The following is a 23,239-nucleotide window of genomic DNA, read 5'->3' as shown; positions in this document are numbered from 1 at the left end:
AAAGTAGTGTTTAAGCGACTTTCAGTGCGGCACGTTTTGCAGCAGGAGAGTTGTCGAGATAGGCAATCGCATCTTCAGTTTTCGCTTCATGCACAGGATCGTACCAAGGCATTAAATACCCCAATTGCTGCGACACTAACCAAAGCGGATGTGGCAATAAGCGATTGTCTTTTTGCGCGATACGCGCCTATTCACGCCAAATCCACGGTTTATATACGGCAGGTTTAATCGATGCATAGCGCGAGTCTTGCTGCATGATATGTGCTGCACCATCGACCCATAGACCAAGTACGGCAGCAATCACGATCACACTTTGATAATAGCGAGAAATATAGCCCCCACCGAGATGACGATACAAATCAAAAGCCACGGTACGATGTTCTAATTCTTCTGCGCCATGCCATTTTACTAGATCGAGCATATTCGGATCGGCACCGAGGCGTTCCCACTCTTTGTTGTATAAAGCATATTTGCCTAGTACACAGGTCATGTGCTCAACTGTTGCAATTACCCCTAAACGAAAGAGATCCCACTGATGATCCAAAGCTTTAGGTACGTTGAGCCCTAAAGGTTGGTCCGCAAGCAGTTTGCCAAAGAGAAAGTCCATGATTTCAAGGTTGCGTTGAATACTGATATTGCGGTGAGATAGATATTCTTTATTGGTAGAGTTATGCGCCTGAGCATGCATGGCTTCTTGGCGGATAAATGCTTTAACGTCCTCTGCTAATTTTTCATCTCTAATTTGTGGCAATACTTTGTTATACAGACGGCAAAACCAAAACTCACCTGCCGGTAAGATCATATTAATTTCATTAATAAAATAGCTGACAAAAGCTTGGTTGGGTACCCAGTCAACTTGAGTATCTTGCCACTCAAATTTCACTTTACGTGGCTTAATTTTATATTCGATTGATGATCCAAGTTTTGTGTTTCTCAAGCGGGAGAGTAATTTCATGACCTATCCTTGTTTTTATGTGATCGAGTACACATCTGATGTATTCAGTATCCAAAAAAAATCCTGCATTGTGATTAGCAATACAGGACATTTCATTATCTTCAGATGATACTTTTTGTCAGACAATCATCCTTGCGCTGACTTTAAAATTACTGGATTAGTGGTCTGAATTTTTGCCTTCAGCTTGGGGTAAATCTTCAGATGTAGTGTCGATGTCGTCGAATGCTTCCGCATCTGCATCGATTTCAATATCATCTTCCGATGCTTCAGGAATGCTATCAAGATCAAACTCTGTCGATTGTTCTAGAGTGAAGTTAAGACGACCCGCCATGACACTCGCTAACTCTTCTAAACCTTGTTTATTCAATGATGAGAACAATTGGATAGAGAAGTTCAGCTTCATTTTTTTCAATGCTGCTTTCACTTCTTGTAGTGCTTTAGAGGCTGGGCCACGGTTTAATTTATCTGATTTGGTGAGCAGTACGTGCACGAACAATTTACGAGAATGTGCCCATTCCAACATCATGACGTCAAAGTGTTGTAGTGGATGACGGATATCCATCAACAGCACAAGACCTTGTAAACTTTCACGGTGTATCAGATAGTTTTCTAACTCTTTTTGCCAAACGATTTTCATCGCTTCAGGTACAGCGGCATAGCCATAACCCGGTAAGTCGACCAAACGTTGATCAGGATTTCCTAGACTGAAAAAGTTTATCATTTGGGTACGACCCGGTTTTTTCGACGCACGTGCCAATTGTTTTTGGTTGGTGAGCGCATTAATGGCACTCGACTTACCCGCATTAGAGCGGCCAGCAAAGGCAATTTCATAGCCGGTATCTTCAACGCAGAGGTTGAGTTTAGGCGCACTCATTAAGAACTCAGCTTTGCGTAGCCAGTTGAGCGAGCGCACAGCATATTCAGTAATCGCAGAGTCTACTTTTTTCTCGTAAGTAATCTTTTGCTTCGGCGCATTGGCCGCTTTACTGTTTCGTGATTTTCCTCTGTGCTGATGCATAACCCAACTTCAATAACTGATTTAACAACACGCATTATAAAGGAAGTCGGGCAGGCAAGCGAATTTTGTCGCAGGCAAAGTGAAATTAGAGATTGATCATTTGAATCGGAGATTGTGTTGTAAATTTAGATGCGCTGCTTGGTTGCAAGACATCGGCAAGTTTGTACTGATCGAGACTTTGATAAAACTGTTCTAAAGCTTGGTCTAAAATGCTTTTTAAACCACACTGACTGCGCAGTAAGCAGGGTGGGTCATTGCATTCAACAATCTGGTGATTACCTTGCAAAATCCGTACGATTTGACCGAGCTGAGCCTCAAGCGCTTCAGGGTTAAGGCGGATGCCGCCACCTTTGCCGCGGCTGGTGATTAACCAGTTTTGCTTTGCCATAAAATGCACAATTTTCACCAAGTGATTACGCGAAACGTGCAGGTCTTCTGCAATTTCAGCAATGTTATAAGGCACATCACGAGGACGTGCGATATAGAGCAAAATGCGTAATGCATAATCGGTGAATTTATTGAGTTGCATGATAATACTGTGAGTCTGAGAGAAATAAATAAGGGCTAGTCTAGCATAACTAAACTAACCCTTTGTATTTCAGGTGAATAGCTTAGTTAGTGTTTTACACCACCAGTGCCGAAAGCTTCGCTGTGAATATTGCTAGCAGGAATACCACGAGCAATTAAAGCTTTCTGTTGTTCAGCCATAAATGGCATTGGACCGCAAAGGTAATAATCCGCATTGATCGGTAACAGTGCAGTATCCATGCTGCCTAAGTCTAGACGACCAGCAGCATCATAATCTTCACCTAATTTATCATTAGCATGAGGGAACTCATACGCTGTAAAAGTGCTAAGACGTGGGTATTTTGCTTCCAAATCCTGAATGTGTTTATGCATTGCATGCACTTGTTTGCTACGGCAGGCATGGATAAAGGTTACAGGTTGTGGCATGTCTAAAGTCACCAACTGATTCAGCATCGCAATCATTGGTGTTAGACCTACACCACCACTGATAAAGACATTGCGTTTTTGTGAATCAATCAGGAAGAAATTACCTGTTGGTGCAGACACTTCGATTTCTGAACCGATCTCCAAGCCATGCAGTGTATTCGATACCCAACCTGGAACCAAGTCACCTTTCTGATCTTCACGTTTTACAGAGATACGTAAGTAGTTGTCTTGTGGGCTGGTAGACAGTGTATATTGACGTGGTTGTTTTAGACCCAGCTCATCGACCAATACACGTACAGAGATGTACTGACCTGCTTCATATTTTGGTAAATCACCACCATCAGAAGGCTCAAGGTAGAATGAGGTGATTTCATCACTTTCAGCCACTTTTTTCGCGATTTTGAAATTACGCCAACCTAACCAACTGCCTTTAGTTTGCTGATGTTGCTCATAAATCGCTTTTTCAGTGCTGATAAACAAGTCTGCCAATTGTCCATATGCTGCTGCCCAAGCTGCAATCAGTGGATCTTCCATTGAAATGCTTAATACTTCACTGATCGAGTGCAGCAAATTTTCGCCGACAATATTATAGTCTGGCGCTTGAATGTTAAGACTCACATGTTTATGCGCAATTAATTCTACAACTGGTAAAAGTACAGATGGGTCCTCAATATTTTCAGCATAAGCCAATACAGCACCCGCCAAGGCTTGTGCCTGAGCACCGCTGCGCTGATGTCCCATGTTAAAGGTTTCTTTGAGGTCAGGGTTATTGCCCAACATACGATTATAGAAGTAACCAGTCAGCGCGACACCATTTTCACGTAGAACAGGAACAGTAGCTTTTACTAGGTCAATTTGCTGCGGAGTCATAGCTGATCTCTCATGGCTGTTATTTATAAGATGTATTTAAAATACATTTTTAAATACATCCGCGCAATACATGTTTTAGTAAAAACCATAAAAAAATTATGGAATATAAAAAGATTCCATAATTTTGTACTTTTTAATTGGGCTTTTAGATTATTTCTTGCCGAAGATAGAACCTAAGAGGCCACGGATAATTTTCTGACCTGTCGACCCGCCCAAGCTGCGTGCAGCACTTTTTGCAAAAGTTCCTACCGTGTCTTGAATCAGTTTTTCACGTTGTTTGGCTGAACGCTCAGCTTCTTTTTGTTGTTCGCGCGCAAGGCGTTCTTGTTCACGTGCTTGCTGTTTGGCGAGTGCATCTGCTTCTTTTGCTTGTTGTTTGGCCAACGCTTCTTGTTCTTTGGCTTCTATTTTATCTTGTTCCGCTTGGACGGCTTGTTGTTGGCGCTCCGCCACTTTATTTTGTAAAAGTTCATAGGCACTTTCACGATCTGCTTCGGTGTCATACACACCTGCGACAATGCTATTTGCCATCAGAGCTTTGCGTTCTTCTACAGCAATTGGGCTAAATGAAGAGTAGGGTGGCATCACCCAAGCACGTTCAACAATTTGAGGTGTGCCTTGTTCATCTAGACAGCTAATCAGTGCTTCACCTACAGCCAGTTCCGTAATCACTTGATCGACTTTAAACGCAGGATTGGCTCGAAAAGTATCTGCTGCCGTCTTGACCGCTTTCTGATCTTTGGGGGTAAATGCACGTAGCGCATGCTGAACGCGGTTACCTAGTTGTCCTAAAACACTCTCGGGTAGGTCAAGTGGATTTTGCGTTACAAAGTAAATCCCGACGCCTTTAGAGCGAATTAGACGAACCACTTGTTCAATCTTTTCTTGTAAAGCAGGGCTGGCATTATCAAACAATAAATGCGCTTCATCGAAGAAGAACACCAGTTTGGGTTTATCCATATCTCCAACTTCAGGCAATTGTTCAAACAGTTCTGACAGCATCCAAAGTAAGAAGGTCGCATAGAGCTTAGGGGTATTCATTAACTTGTCAGCGGCAAGCAGGTTGATGTTGCCACGACCTTGTGCATCCGTTTGAATGAAATCCATGATATTGAGCGCAGGCTCACCAAAGAACTTGTCACCACCTTGATCAGCCAATGCGAGCAAATTACGTTGAATTGCACCTAAGCTTGCAGGCGATAAATTGCCATATTCATTTTTAAATTCTGCTGCATGTTCACTGACGTAGCTAATCATGGCTTTTAAGTCTTTAAAGTCGATGAGCAATAAGCCCTGATCATCAGCAATACGAAAGACCGCAGATAACACACCTTCTTGCGTGTCATTTAAGTTGAGAATTCGGGCAAGGAGCAGTGGGCCAATTTCAGAAATGGTAGTGCGAATGGGGTGTCCTTGTTCACCAAACAAATCCCAAAACACCACAGGGGAGGCAGCAAAAGGAATGCTCTCGATATTTAAACTTTTAATTCGTTCGTCAAACTTAGGATTGCTTTCACCTGCTTTGGCAAGGCTAGAAACATCCCCTTTGGCATCGGCTAAAAATACAGGTACACCCAGCCGAGAAAAACTTTCTGCCAACACCTTCAACGTCACCGTCTTACCAGTACCTGTGGCCCCAGCAATCAAACCATGGCGGTTTGCAAATTGTGAATGAAGCACCACATCTTGTGTAGTGTCTTGTGTTTTTTTGCCAATAACAATTGGTGTACCCATAGATGTTCCTGTATTTATTCGAGTTGCTGTTTATTTAAATGTTGTAGTGCGTTTTCTATATCTTGTATTAAATCTGCAGGATGTTCTAGTCCTATACAAAAGCGAACCAGTAAGCCGGTTTGAATATGTGAATGTTCGAGTACACGCATATCTTTTAAGTTATATAGCATGACTAAACTGACTGGGCCACCCCAGCTAAAACCGAGCTTAAAGAGTTTCAGTGCATCACAAAAGCGGCGTACATCTTGCAGGCTATATTTTTCATTAAATATCACGCTGACCAAGCCAGCACTGTGTTGTTCTGTACAAATTTCTTTCCAATGCTGATGTCCTGCGGAAGCTTCATCGGCAGGATGTAAAACCTGTACAAAGGTTGGCTGCTGTTTTAGCCAATTCAATACAGTTAAAGCACTTTGTGACTGGTGTTCATAGCGCAGGCGCATTGAAGCCAAACTGCGTTGTACTTGCGCGGCGTCATCACCAGAGATACTAATGCCTTGAATAGCGTGCGCACGAAACAGTTTGTGATGAAGCTTTTTATCTCGTGTAATTACCGAACCCATCAAAATATCCCCGCCGCCACTTGGGTATTTGGTCAAGGCATGCACACTGATATCGACACTCAGATGCTCAGAACTGAAATCAAAAGCATTAAAGGCAAGTCCTGCGCCCCATGTATTGTCCAGTGCAGTGAGAATGTTATGTGCTTGGGCTTTTTTGACCAAGCCGACTAAATCTGGAAACTCTAAAGTGACAGAACCTGCTGCTTCTAACCAGATAAGCTTAGCTTGCGCTGAAGGGCTAAATGAATCGACATCAATCGGGTTATAAACCTTGACCACGATGCCATAGCGGGTTTCTAGGTTACGCAGATGTTCCATATTTGGGCCATAGATATTATCTGCGACCCACACTTCATCCCCTTGACTTAAAAAACATGAATTGACCAAATTAATTGCAGATAAACCGCTTGGTGCGAGTAAGTGATACAAGCCACCTTCAATCTGAGCAATCTGATCGCCTAGGGTAAATGTCGTGGGGGTGCCATGCGTTCCATAGCTATAGTCATAATCATCGGTCCAATGGCGATTAAATAGCGCATCTGTATTTTCGAAAATTATAGTGGATGCACGAAACAGGGGAGGTTGAACACTATTGATGTATTGCGGTGCCATTCTTGGTGCATGAATGAGTTCAGTTTGAGGATTCTTTTTCACGTGGCGCTCTGAAATGATCAAAATAATAATGAATGTTCAAAAGAATACGACTAAAATGCATGGATTTACGATGCTTTTGTATAGAAAATTAAGTGAAAAGCAAAGTTGGCTTCATTCTTGCAAAACCGATATCAGAGCAACAACAATAGGTTTAGCGCATGAAGTCGCATTTAAAAGTACATTATTTTCAGCATATTGCTGGCGAAGGGTTCGGCAGTTGTTATGATTTTTTAAAACAGCATCAGGCCAAAATTACGGCCACAGAATTCTTTGCATTACCTGTCGATCAAGCCTTGGATCTCGAGGCTTTGCCGCATGTTGAAGATGTCGATTTACTTATCATCATGGGTGGGACCATGAGCGTAAATGATGAGGCAAATTTCCCATGGTTAAAAATAGAAAAACGATGGCTGCGACGCTATTTAGCACTCGGCAAACCCGCAATCGGGCTTTGTTTAGGTGGGCAATTGATTGCCAATGCTTTGGGTGGGGCGGTGAGCCGAAATGCACAACAAGAATTGGGTTGGACGACCATCCGTAAGGTCGCTAACGTACCGCATGACTGTTTCAAACTACCGGAAGAGTTTAAAGTCATGCAGTGGCACAGTGAAACATTTGAAATTCCGAAAGGAGCGGTATTGCTGGCGGAAAATGATGCATGTCGTAATCAAATGTATCAAATCGGGCAAAATGTTTTGGGCTTCCAATTTCATCCTGAAATTACCCCAGAAGTGCTCGATTTATTTTTGGAAAATGATGAAGAAGTGGCATTTTTTTTAGGAACACATGTACAGCCAGTACATGATCTACGGAAAAGCGCAAAGAACAAATTTATTGAGGGAAATCAAATACTAAACCAAGCAATAGAGTATGTATTAAGAAAAAACGCCTATTGATTAAAAGTTAAGCAATTGATCTTGCATAAAAAATGAAAAATATAAGAAAAACAGCAAAAGAGATTTGCTTATGCATTAAACAATAGCTATAATGGGCGACCCTTTGATGAAGGGGGTTAGCTACGAATAAAGTAGTTAACATCGTGACAGTCGCGGCATCGATCGTGACCTTAGTGATATTTCACTGCTCTTGACACTTGCCTCTTTTAAAGTGGGGTGAGATGCGTCAAGGGTGATTCTTTATATATTTGGCTTGGAGTTAACTGGTATGTCTAACCAGAGAATTCGTATCCGTCTTAAGTCTTTTGATCACCGTCTAATTGATCAATCAGCTCAAGAAATCGTAGAAACAGCAAAACGTACTGGCGCACAAGTTTGTGGTCCAATCCCGATGCCTACACGTATCGAACGTTTTAACGTTTTAACATCACCACACGTTAACAAAGATGCGCGTGACCAATACGAGATCCGCACTTACAAACGTTTGATCGACATCGTTCAACCTACAGATAAAACTGTTGATGCATTGATGAAATTAGATCTTGCAGCTGGTGTTGATGTTCAGATCGCTTTGGGTTAAGGCTTTCGGTTAATTAACGCTCTAAGTTAATTAGGCCGCTTTTTTAGAGGTTTATGCACATGGCTATTGGTTTAGTCGGTCGCAAGTGCGGTATGACACGTATCTTTACAGATGCTGGTGTTTCTGTACCTGTAACAGTGATTGAGGTTGATCCTAACCGCATCACACAAATCAAAACGCTTGAAACTGATGGTTATCAAGCGATTCAAATCACTACTGGTGAACGTCGCGAATCTCGCGTAACTAACGCTCAGAAAGGTCACTTTGCGAAAGCTGGTGTAGCTGCTGGTCGTCTAGTTCAAGAATTCCGCGCTACAGAAGCTGATCTTGAAGGTCGTGAAGTTGGCGGAACTATCGGTGTAGATGTGTTTACAGTGGGTCAAATTGTTGACGTTACTGGTACATCTAAAGGTAAAGGTTTCCAAGGTGGTGTTAAGCGTTGGAACTTCCGTACTCAAGACGCTACACATGGTAACTCTGTATCTCACCGTGTTATCGGTTCTACAGGTCAAAACCAGACTCCTGGTCGCGTGTTCAAAGGCAAAAAAATGCCTGGTCACTTAGGTGCTGAACGTGTAACTACACAGGGTCTTGAAATCGTTGCTATCGACGCAGAACGTTCAGTTCTAGTTGTTAAAGGCGCGGTTCCTGGTGCTACTGGTGGCGACGTTACTGTTCGTCCTACTATCAAGGCCTGAGGGGAAATAACGTGAATTTAAATACTGTTTCCGGCTCTGCTGTTGAGTTATCTGAAGTTGCGTTTGGTCGTGATTTTAACGAAGCTCTTGTACACCAAGTTGTTACAGCTTACTTAGCTGGTGGTCGTCAAGGTTCTAAAGCGCAAAAATCACGTGCTGACGTTTCTGGCGGTGGTAAAAAACCTTTCCGTCAAAAAGGTACTGGCCGCGCTCGTGCTGGTTCTATTCGTAGCCCAATCTGGGTTGGCGGTGGTAAAACTTTTGCTGCTCGTCCACAAGACTGGTCTCAAAAAGTAAACCGTAAAATGTATCGCGGTGCTATGCAATGCATCCTGGCTGAGCTTGTTCGTCAAGATCGCCTTGTTTTAGTTGAAGAGATTGCTGTTGCAGCTCCAAAAACTAAAGAATTGCTTGCAAAACTTAACGACTTGAATGCACCTCGTGCATTAATCGTTACAGATGCTGTTGATGAGAACTTGTATCTTGCTGCTCGCAACATTCCACACGTTGATGTGGTTGATGCTGCTGCAATCGATCCTGTTAGCTTGATCGCGTTCGATAAAGTTGTTATGTCTGTTGCTGCTGCTAAGAAAATTGAGGTAGAACTCGGATGAACAACGAACGTATCTATCAAGTCCTACAAGGACCTGTATTCTCAGAAAAAGCACAAGTTTTAGGCGAAACTGCTGGTGTTCAAGTGTTCAAAGTTGCACTAGATGCAAACAAACTTGAAATCAAAAAAGCTGTTGAGCAACTATTTGGTGTTCAAGTTGTTAAAGTTAACACAACGATCACTAAAGGTAAGACTAAACGCTTTGGTAAAACATTAGGACGTCGTTCTGATGTTAAAAAAGCATACGTCACCCTGAAAGCTGGCCAAGATGTTGAAATGGCTGACTTGGGCGATACCGCTGAAAACGCAGCGGAATAAGGACGAAAATTATGCCGATTCAAAAATGTAAGCCAACGTCTCCAGGACGTCGCTTTGTAGAGAAAGTGGTTCATAACCACCTTCACAAAGGCGCGCCATATGCTCCGTTGGTTGAAGCTAAAAAACGTACTGGCGGTCGTAATAACAACGGTCACATTACAACTCGTCACGTTGGTGGTGGTCATAAACAGCACTACCGTATCGTAGACTTCAAACGTAACAAAGACAGCATCCCTGCTGTAGTTGAGCGTATTGAATACGATCCAAACCGTACAGCTCATATTGCTTTATTGAAATATGCTGACGGTGAACGTCGCTATATTATTGCACCTAAAGGCCTTCGCGCTGGTGATCAAGTTCAGTCTGGTAATGATGCTCCAATCCGTCCAGGTAACTGCTTACCACTTCGCAACATGCCTATCGGTTCTACTCTTCACAACATCGAGCTTAAAATCGGTAAAGGCGCACAATTAGTACGTTCTGCTGGTACATCTGCTCAATTGTTGGGTCGTGACGGTTCTTACGCTATCATTCGTCTTCGTTCAGGCGAAATGCGTAAAGTACACGTTGAATGCCGTGCTGTGTTAGGTGAAGTTTCTAACTCAGAAAGCAACCTTCGTTCACTTGGTAAAGCAGGTGCATCACGCTGGCGTGGCGTTCGTCCTACCGTACGTGGTATGGCGATGAACCCAGTAGACCATCCACATGGTGGTGGTGAAGGACGTAACAAAGGTATTCAACCTGTAAGTCCATGGGGTCAAAAAGCTAAAGGGTACAAAACACGTACCAACAAGCGTACGACTAAGATGATCATTCGCGACCGTCGCGTTAAGTAACAAGTAAAGGAATCTGACAATGCCTCGTTCTCTGAAAAAAGGCCCATTCGTCGATGCGCACTTGTTCGCTAAGGTTGAAGCGGCTATCGCGGCTAATAACCGTAAGCCGATCAAAACTTGGTCGCGTCGTTCGATGATCTTACCGGATTTTGTTGGTCTAACAATTTCTGTACACAATGGCCGTAACCATGTTCCAGTGATCGTATCTGAGCATATGGTTGGTCATAAATTAGGTGAATTCGCGCCAACTCGTACCTATCGTGGTCACGGTGTTGACAAGAAGTCTAAACGTTAATAGGTGCTATGATGGAAGTAACTGCTAAATTACGCGGTGCCGCTATCTCGGCACAAAAAGCACGTTTGGTTGCAGACCTAATTCGCGGCAAATCTGTTGCGCATGCTTTGAATATCTTAAACTTCAGCAACAAAAAAGCTGCAGTTTTAGTTAAAAAAGCATTGGAATCTGCGATTGCAAACGCTGAACACAATAACAGTTTAGATGTAGACGACCTTAAAGTTTCTACGATCTACGTTGATGAAGGCATGAGCCTGAAACGTATTTTGCCACGTGCTAAAGGCCGTGCAGATCGTATTACTAAGCGTACTTGTCACATTACCGTTAAGGTAGGGGTTTGATATGGGTCAGAAGGTTCATCCAATCGGTATCCGCCTAGGTGTTGTGAAACGTCATAACGCTAACTGGTATGCGAATCCGAAACAATATGCTGAATATTTGCTAAAAGATCTTCAAGTTCGTGAGTTTTTAACTAAAAAACTTAAGAATGCGATGGTAAGCAATATTCTTATCGAACGCCCTACAGGCGCAGCTAAAGTAACTATTAGCACTGCACGTCCTGGTATCGTGATCGGTAAAAAAGGCGAAGACATTGAGAAATTACAACGCGAATTAACAGCCATTATGGGTGTTCCTGCGCAAGTAAGTATCAACGAAATCGATCGCCCAGATTTAGACGCTCGTTTAGTTGCTGAAGCAATCGCTTCTCAATTAGAAAAACGTGTAATGTTCCGTCGTGCTATGAAGCGTGCGGTTCAAAACTCTATGCGTGCTGGTGCTAAAGGTATCAAAGTAGAAGTTTCAGGCCGTCTAGGTGGTGCTGAGATTGCTCGTACTGAATGGTATCGTGAAGGTCGTGTACCTCTTCATACTCTTCGTGCTGACATCGACTATGCTACTATGCGTGCTGAGACTACTTACGGTACGATCGGTGTTAAAGTATGGATCTTCCGTGGTGAGATCTTGGGCGGCATGAAACAAGTCATGAACCCAGCTCCAGCTGAAGAACGTCCAGCTAAACGTGGTCGTGGTCGTGGTGAAGGTCAAGAGCGTCGTGGTCGTCGCAATGATCGTTCTGCTGAAAAAGGAGAATAATCCATGTTACAACCTAAACGTACTAAATTCCGTAAAGTGCAAAAAGGCCGTAACACTGGTCTAGCACATCGCGGTAGCTCAGTATCTTTTGGTACTATTGCACTTAAATCAATTGAACGTGGTCAAATGACTGCACGTCAAATTGAAGCAGCGCGTCGTACAATCAGCCGTCGTATTAAACGTGGTGGTAAGATCTTTATCCGTGTTTTCCCAGACAAACCAATTACTGAAAAACCATTAGAAGTTCGTATGGGTAAAGGTAAAGGTTCTGTGGAATACTGGGTTTGCCAAATCAAACCAGGTAAAGTCTTGTACGAAATTGATGGTGTTAACGAAGAACTTGCTCGCGAAGCATTTACGCTTGCTGCTGCAAAACTTCCGTTTAAAACCACTATCGTGACTCGGACGGTAATGTAATGAAAACTAATGATCTACGTGAAAAGTCGGTAGAAGAGTTGACAGCTTTGCTTGATGAGCAACAGCTTAACCAATTCCGTCTTCGTATGGCGAAAGCAACTGGTCAATTGGGTAAATCGCACGAAGTTGCGCTTACTCGTAAAACTATTGCTCGTATTAAGACACTCCTAACCGAAAAACAGGGGAACGGACAATGAGTGAACAAACAGTTCGCACGTTAACCGGTAAAGTAGTTAGCGACAAGATGGACAAGTCTATCGTTGTTCTTATCGAACGCCGCGTTCAACACCCGTTGTATGGCAAATCAATCCGCCGTTCAACTAAATTACACGCTCATGATGAAAACAATGTTGCTAAAGTTGGTGACGTAGTAAGCATCAAAGAAAGCCGCCCAATTTCTAAAACTAAGTCTTGGACTTTAGTTGAAGTTGTTGAAGCTGCTGCTGAGTAATTAAACGTTCTTGCATCATCGGTCAATTTCGAGTACTCTTTGAGCCTTTCGAAATTGCGACCGGTGATGCTCGGTTTTGGAGTAGGGCAATGATTCAAACCGAAAGTATGCTAGACGTAGCAGACAACAGTGGTGCTCGCCGCGTACAATGTATTAAAGTACTTGGTGGTTCACATCGTCGTTATGCTTCTGTTGGCGACATTATTAAAGTTACTGTAAAAGAAGCTATTCCACGCGCACGTGTTAAAAAAGGTGACGTGATGAATGCTGTAGTTGTACGTACAAAATTCGGCATCCGTCGTGCAGATGGTTCAGTTATTCGTTTCGACGATAACGCAGCTGTTATTTTGAACAACAACAAAGCGCCGATTGCAACTCGTATTTTCGGACCAGTGACTCGTGAACTTCGTACTGAACAGTTCATGAAAATTATTTCATTGGCTCCTGAAGTTCTATAAGAGGCACTCATGGCTAAGATTAAAAAGGGCGATCAAGTAATTGTGATCGCAGGTAAAGAAAAAGGCAAACAAGGTACTGTTTTGTCTGTTTCAAATGACCGTGTTAAGGTTGAAGGCCTTAACTTGGTAACGAAGCATCAAAAGCCTAACCGAGCTACTGGCGCTGAAGGCGGCATCGTAACTCAAGAAGCTGAGCTTCATATCTCTAACGTGGCAATTTTTAATGCTACAACCCAAAAGGCTGACCGTGTTGGTTACCAAGTGATTGAAGGCGTGAAAACTCGCGTATTCAAATCTAATGGTGAATCAGTGGCGGTAGCGAAGTAATAGGTTGACTAGGCAATGGCCAGACTTAAAACGCGTTACAACGACGAACTTAAGGCTCAATTAAAAGAAACATTGGGCGTTAAGAATGTGATGGATATTCCTCGCATTACAAAAATCACCATCAACATGGGTGTTGGTGCTGCATCAGCTGACAAGAAATTGTTAGATGGCGCTCTTTCTGATATGCAAGCAATTGCTGGTCAAAAACCAGTACTTACTTTAGCTCGTAAATCTATCGCTGGTTTCAAAATCCGTGATGGTTGGCCGATCGGCTGTAAAGTTACTTTACGCGGCGAACGTATGTACGAATTCTTAGACCGTTTGATCTCTATCGCGATCCCTCGTATCCGTGACTTCCGTGGTTTCTCTGCGAAATCATTCGATGGTCGTGGTAACTACTCAATGGGTCTTAAGGAACAAATCATGTTCCCTGAAATCGATTTTGATAAGATTGATCGTATTCGTGGTATGGACATTACCATCACTACGACTGCTCGCACCGATGACGAAGGCCGTGCGCTTATGCGTGCATTCGGCTTCCCGTTCAAATAAGAGGTCGATATGGCTAAGAAAGGTATGATTAATCGCGAATTGAAACGCGAAGCTACTGTTGCTAAATACGCTGCGAAACGTGCTGAATTAAAAGCAATTATCGCAAACGTTAATGCATCAGACGAAGAACGTTTCGAAGCGATGATGAAATTTCAAGCATTACCACGTAATGCGTCTCCAGTACGTCTACGTAACCGTTGTGGTTTAACTGGTCGTCCTCATGGTTACTTCCGTAAGTTCGGCTTAAGCCGTAACAAATTACGTGAAACAGTAATGCAAGGTGATGTACCGGGCGTTGTTAAGGCAAGCTGGTAAGGAGCACTATAAATGAGTATGCAAGATACCGTTGCCGACATGCTAACACGTGTTCGTAACGCACAAATGGCAAAGAAACAAACTGTTTCTATGCCAAACTCAAAGTTGAAAGTTGCGATTGCTAACGTACTTCAACAAGAAGGTTATATCGCTGATGTAGCTGTTGCTGACAATGAAGGCAAAGCGACTTTAACGATTACTTTAAAATATTTCGAAGGCAAACCAGTTATCGATACTGTGAAACGCGTAAGCCGTCCTGGTCTACGTCAATATCGCGGTAAAGATGCACTTCCTAGCGTTAAGCAAGGTTTAGGTATTGCAATTGTTTCTACAAGCAAAGGCATCATGACTGATCGCGCTGCACGTGCTGCAGGTATCGGTGGTGAAGTTATTGCTTTTGTTTCTTAATAGGTGATTCCTCATGTCTCGTGTGGCTAAAGCCCCAGTAACTGTACCTAACGGTGTTACAGTTACTCAGAACGGCCGGCAGGTCGAAGTGAAAGGCAGCAAAGGTACATTGTCTTTCAACCTGCATGCGCTGGTCGAGCTAAAACAGGAAGACGGTACTCTAGTTATTGCTCCTAAAGCTGAATCTAAAGATGCTTGGATGCAGGCTGGTACTGCTCGCGCTGTGCTTAACAACCTTGTAAAAGGTGTTAACGAAGGTTTCGAACGTAAGTTACAGCTTATCGGTGTTGGTTATAAAGCTGCGGTTAAAGGTAACATTGTTAACCTTAACCTTGGTTTCTCTCACCCGATCGACTACAACCTTCCTGAAGGTGTAACTGCAGAAACTCCTACTGCAACTGAAATTGTACTTAAATCAGCTGATAAAGCTAAATTAGGTCAAGTTGCTGCAGAAATCCGTGGTTACCGTCCGCCAGAGCCTTATAAAGGTAAAGGTGTTCGTTATTCTGACGAAGTTGTACTTCGTAAAGAAGCTAAGAAGAAATAAGGCGCGAGGTTCTTATGAACGAAAAGAAACAATCCCGTTTGCGTCGTGCGAAAAGCACACGCTTGCACATCCGTGCATTGGGTGCGACTCGTTTGTGTGTAAACCGCACTCCGCGTCACATCTATGCTCAAGTTATCTCTGCAGATGGTGGCAAAGTATTAGCGCAAGCTTCTACTTTAGATGCTACTCTACGTGCTGGTACTACTGGTAACGTTGAATCGGCTCAGAAAGTTGGTGCTTTAATTGCAGAACGTGCTAAAGCGGCTGGTGTAACTAAAGTTGCATTTGACCGTTCTGGTTTCAAATATCATGGTCGTATCAAAGCCTTGGCTGATGCTGCTCGTGAAAACGGCTTGGAGTTCTAATCATGGCTAAAGTTGAACAAAACGAAGGTCTTGTTGAAAAGCTGGTTGCCGTTGATCGTGTAGCCAAAGTTGTTAAGGGTGGTCGTATCTTCTCTTTCACAGCATTAACTGTTGTGGGTGATGGTAATGGTCGCGTAGGTTTTGGTCGTGGTAAAGCACGTGAAGTTCCAGCTGCTATTTCTAAAGCACTTGAAGCTGCTCGTCGCAACATGATTACTGTTGACCTTGTTGACGGTACTGTTCAGCACCCTATCAATGCTCGTCACGGTGCAAGCCGCGTTTACATGCAACCTGCTTCTGAAGGTACTGGTGTAATTGCTGGTGGCGCTATGCGTGCAGTTTTAGAAGCTGTAGGTGTACGTAACGTATTAACTAAGTGTTATGGTTCTACTAACGCTGCTAACGTAGTAAACGCAACTTTTAACGGTTTGCGTGATATGACTTCTCCTGAGAAAGTTGCTGCGAAACGTGGTTTATCAGTAGCACAAATTCAAGGGTAATCAATCATGAAAACGATTAAAGTTACCCAGACTAAATCTTCATCGCATCGCTTGAAAAATCACAAGCTTAGCCTTAAAGGTTTAGGTCTGCGTCGTATTGGTCATACAGTTGAAGTGCAAGATACGCCTTCTAACCGTGGTATGATCAACCAAGTTTACTATATGGTTAGTGTAGAGGAATAAGCCATGACTCTGCGTTTAAATACAATTGCACCTGCAGAAGGTGCTAAGCGTGACAACCTTCGTTTAGGCCGTGGTATCGGTTCTGGCGTTGGTAAGACTGGTGGCCGTGGTGTCAAAGGTCAAAACTCACGTAAGAGCGGTGGTACACGTCCTGGTTTCGAAGGTGGTCAAACTGCGTTATATCGTCGTTTACCTAAATTCGGTTTCACTAGCCAAATGGCTTTGAAAACTGCTGAAGTACGTTTATCAGAACTTGCTAAAGTTGAAGGCGACATCGTGTCTCTTGAAACTTTAAAAGCTGCTAACGTTGTGCGTAAAGATATGTTACGTGCACGTATCGTACTTTCTGGTGAAATTACTCGTGCATTCACTGTTCAAGGTGTTGCATTGACTAAAGGCGCTAAAGCTGCTGTTGAAGCTGCTGGCGGTAAAGTCGAGGAGTAATCCCCAGTGTCTATGACTCCTAGTTCGACAGGTCATGTTAACATGATGAAAGGCCAACCTTTTCATGTGAAATATCGTGAAATTATCCGCCGTATGATGTTCCTCATCGGGGCGTTGTTGGTTTTTCGACTGGGAGCACATATTCCAGTACCGGGCATTAACAATGCCGCACTAGAGAATCTGTTTAATGCAAACCAAGGTACGATCCTTGGTTTGTTTAACATGTTCTCAGGTGGTGCATTAGAGCGTATGTCAATTCTTGCTCTTGGGATTATGCCGTATATCTCTGCATCGATTATCGTGCAGTTAATGTCTACGGTTGTTCCTTCGCTGGAAGCTTTAAAGAAAGAAGGCGAACAAGGTAAGCGTAAGATCAATCAATATACGCGACAAGGCACATTGTTTCTTGCACTTGTGCAAGCTGTTGGGATGTGTGCAGGTCTGATTAGTCAAAATATTACTTTGACTAGTGGACTTGCTTTTTACGTTCCTGCTGTAACTTCTTTGGTTGCAGGTACAATGTTCCTGATGTGGTTAGGTGAGCAAATTACTGAGCGTGGAGTAGGGAATGGTATTTCCATGATCATCTTCGCAGGTATCGTTGCTGGTTTGCCGAACTTGGTTCTGCAATCTTTAACCTCAGTAGATAATGGCCAATCTAGTTTAATTGGTCTTGCAATATTTGCATTGCTATCTGTTGCAGTGTTAGCAGCAATTGTGTTTATTGAGAAGGCGCAGCGTCGTATTCCGGTAAACTATGCTCAAAAACAACAAGGTCGTCGTGTATTTACCGCTCAGCAAACACATTTGCCATTAAAAATTAATATGGCGGGTGTGATTCCTGCAATTTTTGCGAGTTCATTGCTATTGTTCCCAGCGAGCTTAGGGCAATGGGTAGGCAGTGCAGATCCAAATGCTGGCGTGATTAAACGTGGCCTACAAGATTTGGCACTCGTATTGTCGCCGGGTCAACCGATGTATTTGGTGCTATTTGGTGCATTAATTATCTTCTTCTGTTACTTCTATACTGCGCTAGTATTTAGCCCTAAAGAAGTGTCAGAGAATTTAAAACGTAGTGGTGCTTATGTACCGGGTATTCGTCCTGGTGAGCAAACTGCACGCTATTTAGATCATATTTTGAATCGTTTGACTTTTATTGGCGCGGTTTATATCACAATCATCTGTTTAATGCCGATGATTCTACAAAGCTCATTTGGTATTCCATTTAGCTTAGGTGGTACGTCTTTACTGATCGTAGTGGTGGTGGTGATGGACTTTATGGCTCAGCTCCAAGCTCATCTCACATCGCATCAATATGACAATCAATCGTTAATGCGTAAAACGACTGCTCATCCGAAAGGATAAGCGCACTTAGAGGTTTCATTATGAAAGTTCAAGCTTCTGTAAAGAAAATTTGTGGTAGCTGTAAAGTTATCCGTCGTAATGGGGTTATTCGCGTAATTTGCAGCGCAGAACCTCGTCATAAGCAGCGTCAAGGTTAATCTGATCAAGACCTGTTGATTTCAGTAGGCTAATTAGGTTATTATCCGCCCCTCAAAGATTTTGTCGGGCGGTTGATTATCTTAACTGCCTTTTTGGAGAAAATTGAATGGCTCGTATTGCCGGTGTAAACATTCCGGATAACAAGCATGCTGTTATCTCTCTAACGTACATTTTTGGTATTGGTCGCCACACTGCAAAAGCTATCTTAGCTGCTGCTGGTATTGCACCAACAACTAAAATTCGTGAATTAGATGACGCTCAGCTTGATGCGATTCGTGCAGAAGTTACTAAGGTTCCTACCGAAGGTGATTTACGTCGCGAAATTTCCATGAACATTAAACGTTTAATGGATTTAGGCTGCTACCGCGGTCTTCGTCATCGTCGCAGCTTGCCTGTCCGTGGTCAACGCACCAAAACTAACGCACGTACCCGTAAAGGTCCGCGCAAACCTATTAAGAAATAAGATTTCTGGAAGCTAAAAGATGGCTAAAGATACTCGCACACGCAAGAAGGTCACTCGTACCGTCTCTGAAGGTGTTGCACACATTCACGCTTCTTTTAATAACACCATTGTGACTATTACCGATCGTCAAGGTAATGCACTGGCTTGGGCTACCTCTGGTGGACAAGGCTTCCGTGGATCACGTAAATCAACTCCGTTTGCTGCTCAGGTAGCTGCTGAAGTTGCTGGTAAAGCTGCTTTAGATTACGGTTTGAAAAACTTGGACGTCCTTGTAAAAGGTCCTGGTCCAGGTCGTGAATCTGCGGTTCGTGCTTTAGGTGCAGTGGGTTATAAAATTAACAGCATTACCGATGTGACGCCAATCCCGCACAACGGTTGCCGTCCACCTAAAAAACGTCGCGTGTAAGGAGAAACATTCATGGCTCGTTATATTGGTCCAAAATGCAAACTCTCTCGCCGCGAAGGGACAGACCTGCAATTAAAATCTGGCGTTAAACCATTTGACGTCAAAACAAAAAAAGCTGCTAAAGCACCTGGCCAACATGGTGGCGCTCGTGGCGGCAAACAATCTGAGTACTCACTACAATTACGTGAAAAACAAAAAGTACGTCGTATGTACGGTGTTTTAGAGCGTCAATTTAGTAACTACTACAAAGAAGCTGCTCGTGTTAAAGGCGCAACAGGTGAAAACTTGTTGAAACTTCTTGAAAGCCGTCTAGATAACGTTGTTTATCGCATGGGTTTTGGTTCTACACGTGCAGAAGCTCGTCAGCTTGTATCTCACCGTTCAATCACTTTAAATGGTCGTCGTGTTAACATCGCGTCTATCCAAGTTAAAGCTGGTGACGTTGTTGCAGTTCACGAAGGTGCTAAACAACAATTGCGTATCAAAAACGCAGTTGAGTTAGCGACTCAACGTGGCATTCCATCTTGGATTGAAATTGATCATTCTAAATTGGAAGGTACGTTCAAAGCTGCACCAGATCGTTCTGATTTACCTGCTGAAATCAACGAAAGCTTGATTGTAGAATTGTATTCTAAATAATCCTTGAGGTAGCAATAATGACGCGTACTGCAAATGAGTTTCTAACTCCGCAAGCGATCAAGGTCGAAGCGGCAAGCGGGACCTCGGCAAAAGTTATTCTAGAACCATTAGAGCGTGGCTTTGGTCATACTCTTGGTAATGCTTTACGTCGTATCCTTTTGTCTTCTTTACCTGGCGCAGCCGTGGTTGAAGTAGAGATTGAAGGTGTCGAGCACGAGTACAGTACTTTGGAAGGCTTGCAGCAGGACATCGTCGAGCTCTTGCTGAACCTAAAAGGATTGTCTATTAAGCTGTTCGATCAAAATGAAGCTTATCTGACATTGGAAAAACAAGGTCCTGGCGACGTTACAGCCGCTGACCTTCGTTTACCACACAATGTTGAAGTGGTTAACCCTGAACATTTGATCGGTACTTTAAGTGCTTCTGGCTCATTAAAAATGCGCCTGAAAGTTTCTCAAGGTCGTGGTTATGAGACTTCTGATTCACGCTTCCCTGAAGGCGAAACTCGCCCAGTGGGTCGTTTACAATTAGATGCTTCTTACAGCCCAATCAAACGTGTGTCTTATACAGTGGAAAACGCTCGTGTAGAACAACGTACTGACCTTGATAAACTGATCATTGATCTTGAAACCAACGGTACTGTTGATCCTGAAGAAGCAATCCGCAAAGCGGCAACAATCTTGCAACAACAAATTGCAATTTTTGTTGATCTTCAGAAAGATCAAGCACCAGTTGCTCAAGAGCCTCGTGAAGAAGTTGATCCGATTTTGCTTCGTCCAGTAGATGATCTAGAGCTTACTGTTCGTTCTGCTAACTGTTTGAAAGCAGAAAATATTTACTACATTGGCGATCTTGTTCAACGTACTGAAGTTGAGTTGCTTAAAACTCCTAACTTAGGTAAAAAATCGTTGACTGAGATTAAAGATGTTCTGGCATCGAAAGGCTTGCAATTGGGCATGCGTTTAGAGAACTGGCCACCGGCTAGCCTCCGCATGGACGATCGCTTTGCTTATCGTAGCCGTTAATTAAGTAGGACTATCACCATGCGTCATCGTAATAGTGGTGTGAAATTAGGCCGTACAAGCAGTCATCGTAAAGCGATGTTCCAAAACATGGCTAATTCTTTGTTCGAACACGAGTTAATTAAAACTACTGTTCCTAAAGCAAAAGAATTGCGTCGTGTTGCTGAGCCTTTAATCACTTTAGCTAAAGTCGATTCTGTAGCAAACCGCCGTTTAGCGTTTGCTCGTACTCGTTCAGCTGCAACTGTTGGTAAATTATTTACCGTTCTTGGCCCTCGTTACAAAGAACGTAACGGCGGTTATCTACGTGTTCTTAAAGCGGGCTTCCGTGCAGGTGATGCTGCACCGATGGCTTACGTTGAGCTAGTAGATCGCGAAGTTAACTAATTTCGTGAAGAGCAGCGTACGTTGTTCTAAAAAAGGTCGGTTTTTAACCGACCTTTTTTAATGCCTGCAGTTTTGTGGTGGCTATATATTGTTAGACAATAATTCAATTTGTCCTTAAAAGATAAAAATAAAACGCCTTTTGCTTAAACTTGACATTGTGCATTGTCAAAAATGTGATTTAATAAATATAAATCTAAGATAGGTTAAAAGAACAACATGGAAAAACAAGTTGATATTCTCATTGTAGGTGCAGGGATCTCCGGTGTAGGTTTGGCTGCGCATCTTTCAAAAAGTTGTCCAAATCGTTCATTTGAAATTATTGAACGTCGTGAAAGTTTCGGTGGTACATGGGATCTTTTTAAATATCCGGGTATTCGTTCTGATTCGGACATGTCAACTTTTGGCTTTAATTTTAAGCCGTGGAAAAAATCTAGTGTGCTTGCTGATGGGTCTTCGATTAAAGGCTACCTTTCTGAAGTGATTGATGAATATAAGATTAAAGAAAAAATTCATTTTCAGCACCGTGTTGTGAGTGCGAACTACGATTCACAAACTCGTAAATGGTCTGTTGTTATTGAAGATGCGAAGAAGAAACAACAAACCTGGGTTGCAAATTTCGTCTTTGGCTGTACGGGTTATTATAATTATGACCAAGGTTTCCAACCTGAGTTTAAAGGGCAGGAAAACTTTAAAGGTACCTTCATTCATCCACAACATTGGCCTGAAAATATTAATTATGCAGGCAAAAAAGTGGTGATTATTGGTAGTGGCGCAACAGCAATTACCCTTGTGCCAGCTATGGCAAAAGGCGGTGCAGGGCATGTGACTATGCTACAGCGCTCTCCGACCTATATTGCCTCAGTACCTTCTATTGACATCATTTACGACAAAATGCGTAAAGTATTACCTGAAGATGTTGCTTATAAACTTACCCGTGCACGAAATATCGGTGTCCAACGGGCTGTTTATGCTATTGCACAAAAGCAACCTAAATTACTCCGTAAATTTTTATTAAAATCAATTGAGTTGCAGTTGAAAGGTAAAGTGGATATGAAGCACTTTACCCCAGATTACAATCCTTGGGATCAGCGCCTTTGTGTGGTGCCAGATGGTGATTTGTTTAAAATTTTACGCGAAGGCCGTGCATCTGTTGAAACCGATCAAATTGAAAGTTTTACTGAAAATGGCATTCAATTAAAATCAGGTAAACATTTAGAAGCGGACGTGGTGATTTCAGCTACAGGACTCAACATTCAAATTCTAGGCGGGATCAGTGCCACAATCGATGGACAGCCATTAAATACCTCTAAGCATATGTTGTACCGTGGCGTGATGGTCAGTGATGTACCAAATATGGCGATGATTATTGGCTATATTAATGCTTCATGGACATTAAAAGTTGATATTGCTTCTGAATACATCTGTAAATTGATTAACTATATGGATCAAAATGGTTATAACCAAGTGATTCCACAAGGCGATGCGACCGAGTTGTTAGAAGACACAGTAATGGGAAGCTTGACTTCAGGTTATATTGCACGTGCGGCAGATGTGATGCCAAAACAGGGTAAACATGCACCGTGGAAAGTCAGCAATAACTATTTGGCAGATCGTAAAGAATTAAAGCATGCTTCATTTGAAGATGGAGTGCTGAAATTTGAAAAAAAGTCTGATCAAGTGGCGGCTAAACCCAGATTAGTTTCTTAAGTCAGTTACATAAAAAAGGAGCATCATGCTCCTTTTTTTGCTTTAGATATGTGACTTTAGGGTTTT

The 23,239-nt window shown here is 42.8% G+C and carries 35 protein-coding genes and 1 pseudogene; 30 read left to right on the top strand and 6 right to left on the bottom strand.

Annotation, left to right across the window (positions count from 1 at the left end):
- Positions 1-10: 10 nt before the first annotated feature.
- The 6 genes and pseudogenes from FTU38_RS00960 to FTU38_RS00935 form a co-directional block, all read right to left on the bottom strand.
- Positions 11-955, bottom strand: a pseudogene (locus FTU38_RS00960) (metal-dependent hydrolase).
- Positions 956-1,112: 157 nt separating this feature from the next.
- Complete coding sequence (gene yihA, locus FTU38_RS00955) at positions 1,113-1,973, bottom strand: ribosome biogenesis GTP-binding protein YihA/YsxC (protein ID WP_180110386.1); 861 nt, start codon at positions 1,971-1,973, stop codon at positions 1,113-1,115.
- Between the two features lie 85 nt (positions 1,974-2,058).
- A complete protein-coding gene (locus FTU38_RS00950; protein WP_180110385.1) occupies positions 2,059-2,502 on the bottom strand; it encodes an Rrf2 family transcriptional regulator in 444 nt (147 codons plus the stop codon).
- Positions 2,503-2,588: 86 nt separating this feature from the next.
- Complete coding sequence (gene hmpA / locus FTU38_RS00945; RefSeq protein ID WP_078192460.1) at positions 2,589-3,797, bottom strand: NO-inducible flavohemoprotein; 1,209 nt, start codon at positions 3,795-3,797, stop codon at positions 2,589-2,591.
- Positions 3,798-3,947: 150 nt separating this feature from the next.
- Positions 3,948-5,531: a helicase HerA-like domain-containing protein gene (locus FTU38_RS00940; RefSeq protein WP_180110384.1), complete on the bottom strand. Its 1,584-nt coding sequence runs from the start codon at positions 5,529-5,531 to the stop codon at positions 3,948-3,950.
- A 14-nt stretch (positions 5,532-5,545) separates the two neighbouring features.
- On the bottom strand, positions 5,546-6,748 hold the full coding sequence (locus tag FTU38_RS00935; RefSeq protein WP_180110383.1) for a PLP-dependent transferase: 1,203 nt from the start codon (positions 6,746-6,748) through the stop codon (positions 5,546-5,548).
- A gap of 158 nt (positions 6,749-6,906) precedes the next feature.
- Between FTU38_RS00935 and FTU38_RS00930 the strand changes: the two genes are divergently transcribed.
- The 30 genes from FTU38_RS00930 to FTU38_RS00785 all read left to right on the top strand — a co-directional run bounded on the left by FTU38_RS00930 (position 6,907) and on the right by FTU38_RS00785 (position 23,173).
- Positions 6,907-7,644 (top strand): type 1 glutamine amidotransferase, encoded by a 738-nt coding sequence (locus FTU38_RS00930; RefSeq protein WP_180110382.1) that lies wholly within the window; start codon positions 6,907-6,909, stop codon positions 7,642-7,644.
- A 268-nt stretch (positions 7,645-7,912) separates the two neighbouring features.
- On the top strand, positions 7,913-8,224 hold the full coding sequence (gene rpsJ, locus FTU38_RS00925; protein ID WP_000070912.1) for a 30S ribosomal protein S10: 312 nt from the start codon (positions 7,913-7,915) through the stop codon (positions 8,222-8,224).
- A 59-nt stretch (positions 8,225-8,283) separates the two neighbouring features.
- The gene (gene rplC / locus FTU38_RS00920; protein WP_078189280.1) at positions 8,284-8,922 is read left to right on the top strand and encodes a 50S ribosomal protein L3; all 639 of its coding nucleotides are present in this window, start codon (positions 8,284-8,286) and stop codon (positions 8,920-8,922) included.
- Positions 8,923-8,933: 11 nt separating this feature from the next.
- Positions 8,934-9,536, top strand: coding sequence for a 50S ribosomal protein L4 (rplD, locus tag FTU38_RS00915; protein ID WP_078189279.1), 603 nt, complete (start codon positions 8,934-8,936; stop codon positions 9,534-9,536).
- A complete protein-coding gene (gene rplW, locus FTU38_RS00910; protein WP_005012992.1) occupies positions 9,533-9,853 on the top strand; it encodes a 50S ribosomal protein L23 in 321 nt (106 codons plus the stop codon). The genes rplD and rplW overlap by 4 nt, the downstream gene beginning before the upstream one ends.
- A gap of 11 nt (positions 9,854-9,864) precedes the next feature.
- Positions 9,865-10,689, top strand: a complete 825-nt coding sequence (gene rplB / locus FTU38_RS00905; protein WP_078189278.1) for a 50S ribosomal protein L2 — start codon at positions 9,865-9,867, stop codon at positions 10,687-10,689.
- A 19-nt stretch (positions 10,690-10,708) separates the two neighbouring features.
- Positions 10,709-10,984: a 30S ribosomal protein S19 gene (gene rpsS, locus FTU38_RS00900; protein WP_004281508.1), complete on the top strand. Its 276-nt coding sequence runs from the start codon at positions 10,709-10,711 to the stop codon at positions 10,982-10,984.
- An 11-nt stretch (positions 10,985-10,995) separates the two neighbouring features.
- Complete coding sequence (gene rplV, locus FTU38_RS00895) at positions 10,996-11,325, top strand: 50S ribosomal protein L22 (RefSeq protein ID WP_035265103.1); 330 nt, start codon at positions 10,996-10,998, stop codon at positions 11,323-11,325.
- Position 11,326: 1 nt separating this feature from the next.
- Entirely contained in the window at positions 11,327-12,079 is a 753-nt protein-coding gene (rpsC, locus tag FTU38_RS00890; protein WP_078189277.1) for a 30S ribosomal protein S3, read from the top strand.
- A gap of 3 nt (positions 12,080-12,082) precedes the next feature.
- A complete protein-coding gene (gene rplP / locus FTU38_RS00885) occupies positions 12,083-12,496 on the top strand; it encodes a 50S ribosomal protein L16 (RefSeq protein ID WP_078189276.1) in 414 nt (137 codons plus the stop codon).
- A complete protein-coding gene (gene rpmC, locus FTU38_RS00880; RefSeq protein WP_005012982.1) occupies positions 12,496-12,693 on the top strand; it encodes a 50S ribosomal protein L29 in 198 nt (65 codons plus the stop codon). Before rplP ends, rpmC begins: the two co-directional genes overlap by 1 nt.
- A complete protein-coding gene (gene rpsQ, locus FTU38_RS00875; RefSeq protein WP_078189275.1) occupies positions 12,690-12,947 on the top strand; it encodes a 30S ribosomal protein S17 in 258 nt (85 codons plus the stop codon). Before rpmC ends, rpsQ begins: the two co-directional genes overlap by 4 nt.
- An 89-nt stretch (positions 12,948-13,036) precedes the next feature.
- Positions 13,037-13,405 carry a 50S ribosomal protein L14 gene (rplN, locus tag FTU38_RS00870; RefSeq protein ID WP_005012978.1) on the top strand — a complete coding sequence of 123 codons (369 nt, stop codon included), beginning with the start codon at positions 13,037-13,039 and terminating at the stop codon, positions 13,403-13,405.
- A 9-nt stretch (positions 13,406-13,414) separates the two neighbouring features.
- On the top strand, positions 13,415-13,732 hold the full coding sequence (gene rplX, locus FTU38_RS00865) for a 50S ribosomal protein L24 (protein WP_078189274.1): 318 nt from the start codon (positions 13,415-13,417) through the stop codon (positions 13,730-13,732).
- A 15-nt stretch (positions 13,733-13,747) separates the two neighbouring features.
- Positions 13,748-14,284 (top strand): 50S ribosomal protein L5, encoded by a 537-nt coding sequence (gene rplE / locus FTU38_RS00860; RefSeq protein ID WP_067762907.1) that lies wholly within the window; start codon positions 13,748-13,750, stop codon positions 14,282-14,284.
- A 9-nt stretch (positions 14,285-14,293) separates the two neighbouring features.
- On the top strand, positions 14,294-14,599 hold the full coding sequence (rpsN, locus tag FTU38_RS00855; RefSeq protein WP_067762906.1) for a 30S ribosomal protein S14: 306 nt from the start codon (positions 14,294-14,296) through the stop codon (positions 14,597-14,599).
- 12 nt (positions 14,600-14,611) lie between these two features.
- The gene (gene rpsH, locus FTU38_RS00850) at positions 14,612-15,007 is read left to right on the top strand and encodes a 30S ribosomal protein S8 (protein WP_078189273.1); all 396 of its coding nucleotides are present in this window, start codon (positions 14,612-14,614) and stop codon (positions 15,005-15,007) included.
- Between the two features lie 13 nt (positions 15,008-15,020).
- Positions 15,021-15,554, top strand: coding sequence for a 50S ribosomal protein L6 (gene rplF / locus FTU38_RS00845; protein WP_078189272.1), 534 nt, complete (start codon positions 15,021-15,023; stop codon positions 15,552-15,554).
- Positions 15,555-15,568: 14 nt separating this feature from the next.
- Entirely contained in the window at positions 15,569-15,919 is a 351-nt protein-coding gene (gene rplR / locus FTU38_RS00840) for a 50S ribosomal protein L18 (protein ID WP_067762903.1), read from the top strand.
- Between the two features lie 2 nt (positions 15,920-15,921).
- On the top strand, positions 15,922-16,419 hold the full coding sequence (gene rpsE / locus FTU38_RS00835) for a 30S ribosomal protein S5 (RefSeq protein ID WP_067762902.1): 498 nt from the start codon (positions 15,922-15,924) through the stop codon (positions 16,417-16,419).
- A gap of 6 nt (positions 16,420-16,425) precedes the next feature.
- Positions 16,426-16,602, top strand: a complete 177-nt coding sequence (gene rpmD, locus FTU38_RS00830; protein WP_005012961.1) for a 50S ribosomal protein L30 — start codon at positions 16,426-16,428, stop codon at positions 16,600-16,602.
- 3 nt (positions 16,603-16,605) lie between these two features.
- Positions 16,606-17,046, top strand: a complete 441-nt coding sequence (gene rplO, locus FTU38_RS00825; protein ID WP_078189271.1) for a 50S ribosomal protein L15 — start codon at positions 16,606-16,608, stop codon at positions 17,044-17,046.
- A 45-nt stretch (positions 17,047-17,091) separates the two neighbouring features.
- A complete protein-coding gene (gene secY / locus FTU38_RS00820; RefSeq protein ID WP_171263746.1) occupies positions 17,092-18,411 on the top strand; it encodes a preprotein translocase subunit SecY in 1,320 nt (439 codons plus the stop codon).
- Between the two features lie 20 nt (positions 18,412-18,431).
- Positions 18,432-18,548 (top strand): 50S ribosomal protein L36, encoded by a 117-nt coding sequence (rpmJ, locus tag FTU38_RS00815; protein WP_000867907.1) that lies wholly within the window; start codon positions 18,432-18,434, stop codon positions 18,546-18,548.
- Positions 18,549-18,655: 107 nt separating this feature from the next.
- A complete protein-coding gene (rpsM, locus tag FTU38_RS00810; RefSeq protein WP_078189269.1) occupies positions 18,656-19,012 on the top strand; it encodes a 30S ribosomal protein S13 in 357 nt (118 codons plus the stop codon).
- Positions 19,013-19,031: 19 nt separating this feature from the next.
- Positions 19,032-19,418 (top strand): 30S ribosomal protein S11, encoded by a 387-nt coding sequence (gene rpsK, locus FTU38_RS00805; RefSeq protein ID WP_001040166.1) that lies wholly within the window; start codon positions 19,032-19,034, stop codon positions 19,416-19,418.
- Positions 19,419-19,430: 12 nt separating this feature from the next.
- Positions 19,431-20,057, top strand: a complete 627-nt coding sequence (gene rpsD / locus FTU38_RS00800) for a 30S ribosomal protein S4 (RefSeq protein ID WP_078192454.1) — start codon at positions 19,431-19,433, stop codon at positions 20,055-20,057.
- 17 nt (positions 20,058-20,074) lie between these two features.
- A complete protein-coding gene (locus FTU38_RS00795) occupies positions 20,075-21,082 on the top strand; it encodes a DNA-directed RNA polymerase subunit alpha (RefSeq protein ID WP_004650465.1) in 1,008 nt (335 codons plus the stop codon).
- An 18-nt stretch (positions 21,083-21,100) separates the two neighbouring features.
- Positions 21,101-21,466 (top strand): 50S ribosomal protein L17, encoded by a 366-nt coding sequence (rplQ, locus tag FTU38_RS00790; protein ID WP_005012953.1) that lies wholly within the window; start codon positions 21,101-21,103, stop codon positions 21,464-21,466.
- A gap of 216 nt (positions 21,467-21,682) precedes the next feature.
- Positions 21,683-23,173 (top strand): NAD(P)/FAD-dependent oxidoreductase, encoded by a 1,491-nt coding sequence (locus FTU38_RS00785; RefSeq protein WP_180110381.1) that lies wholly within the window; start codon positions 21,683-21,685, stop codon positions 23,171-23,173.
- Positions 23,174-23,239: the final 66 nt, after the last annotated feature.

The sequence above is a fragment of the Acinetobacter sp. YH12098 genome (assembly GCF_013419235.1).
GTDB lineage: Bacteria > Pseudomonadota > Gammaproteobacteria > Pseudomonadales > Moraxellaceae > Acinetobacter > Acinetobacter amyesii.
This window is presented reverse-complemented; position numbering and strand designations above follow the sequence as displayed.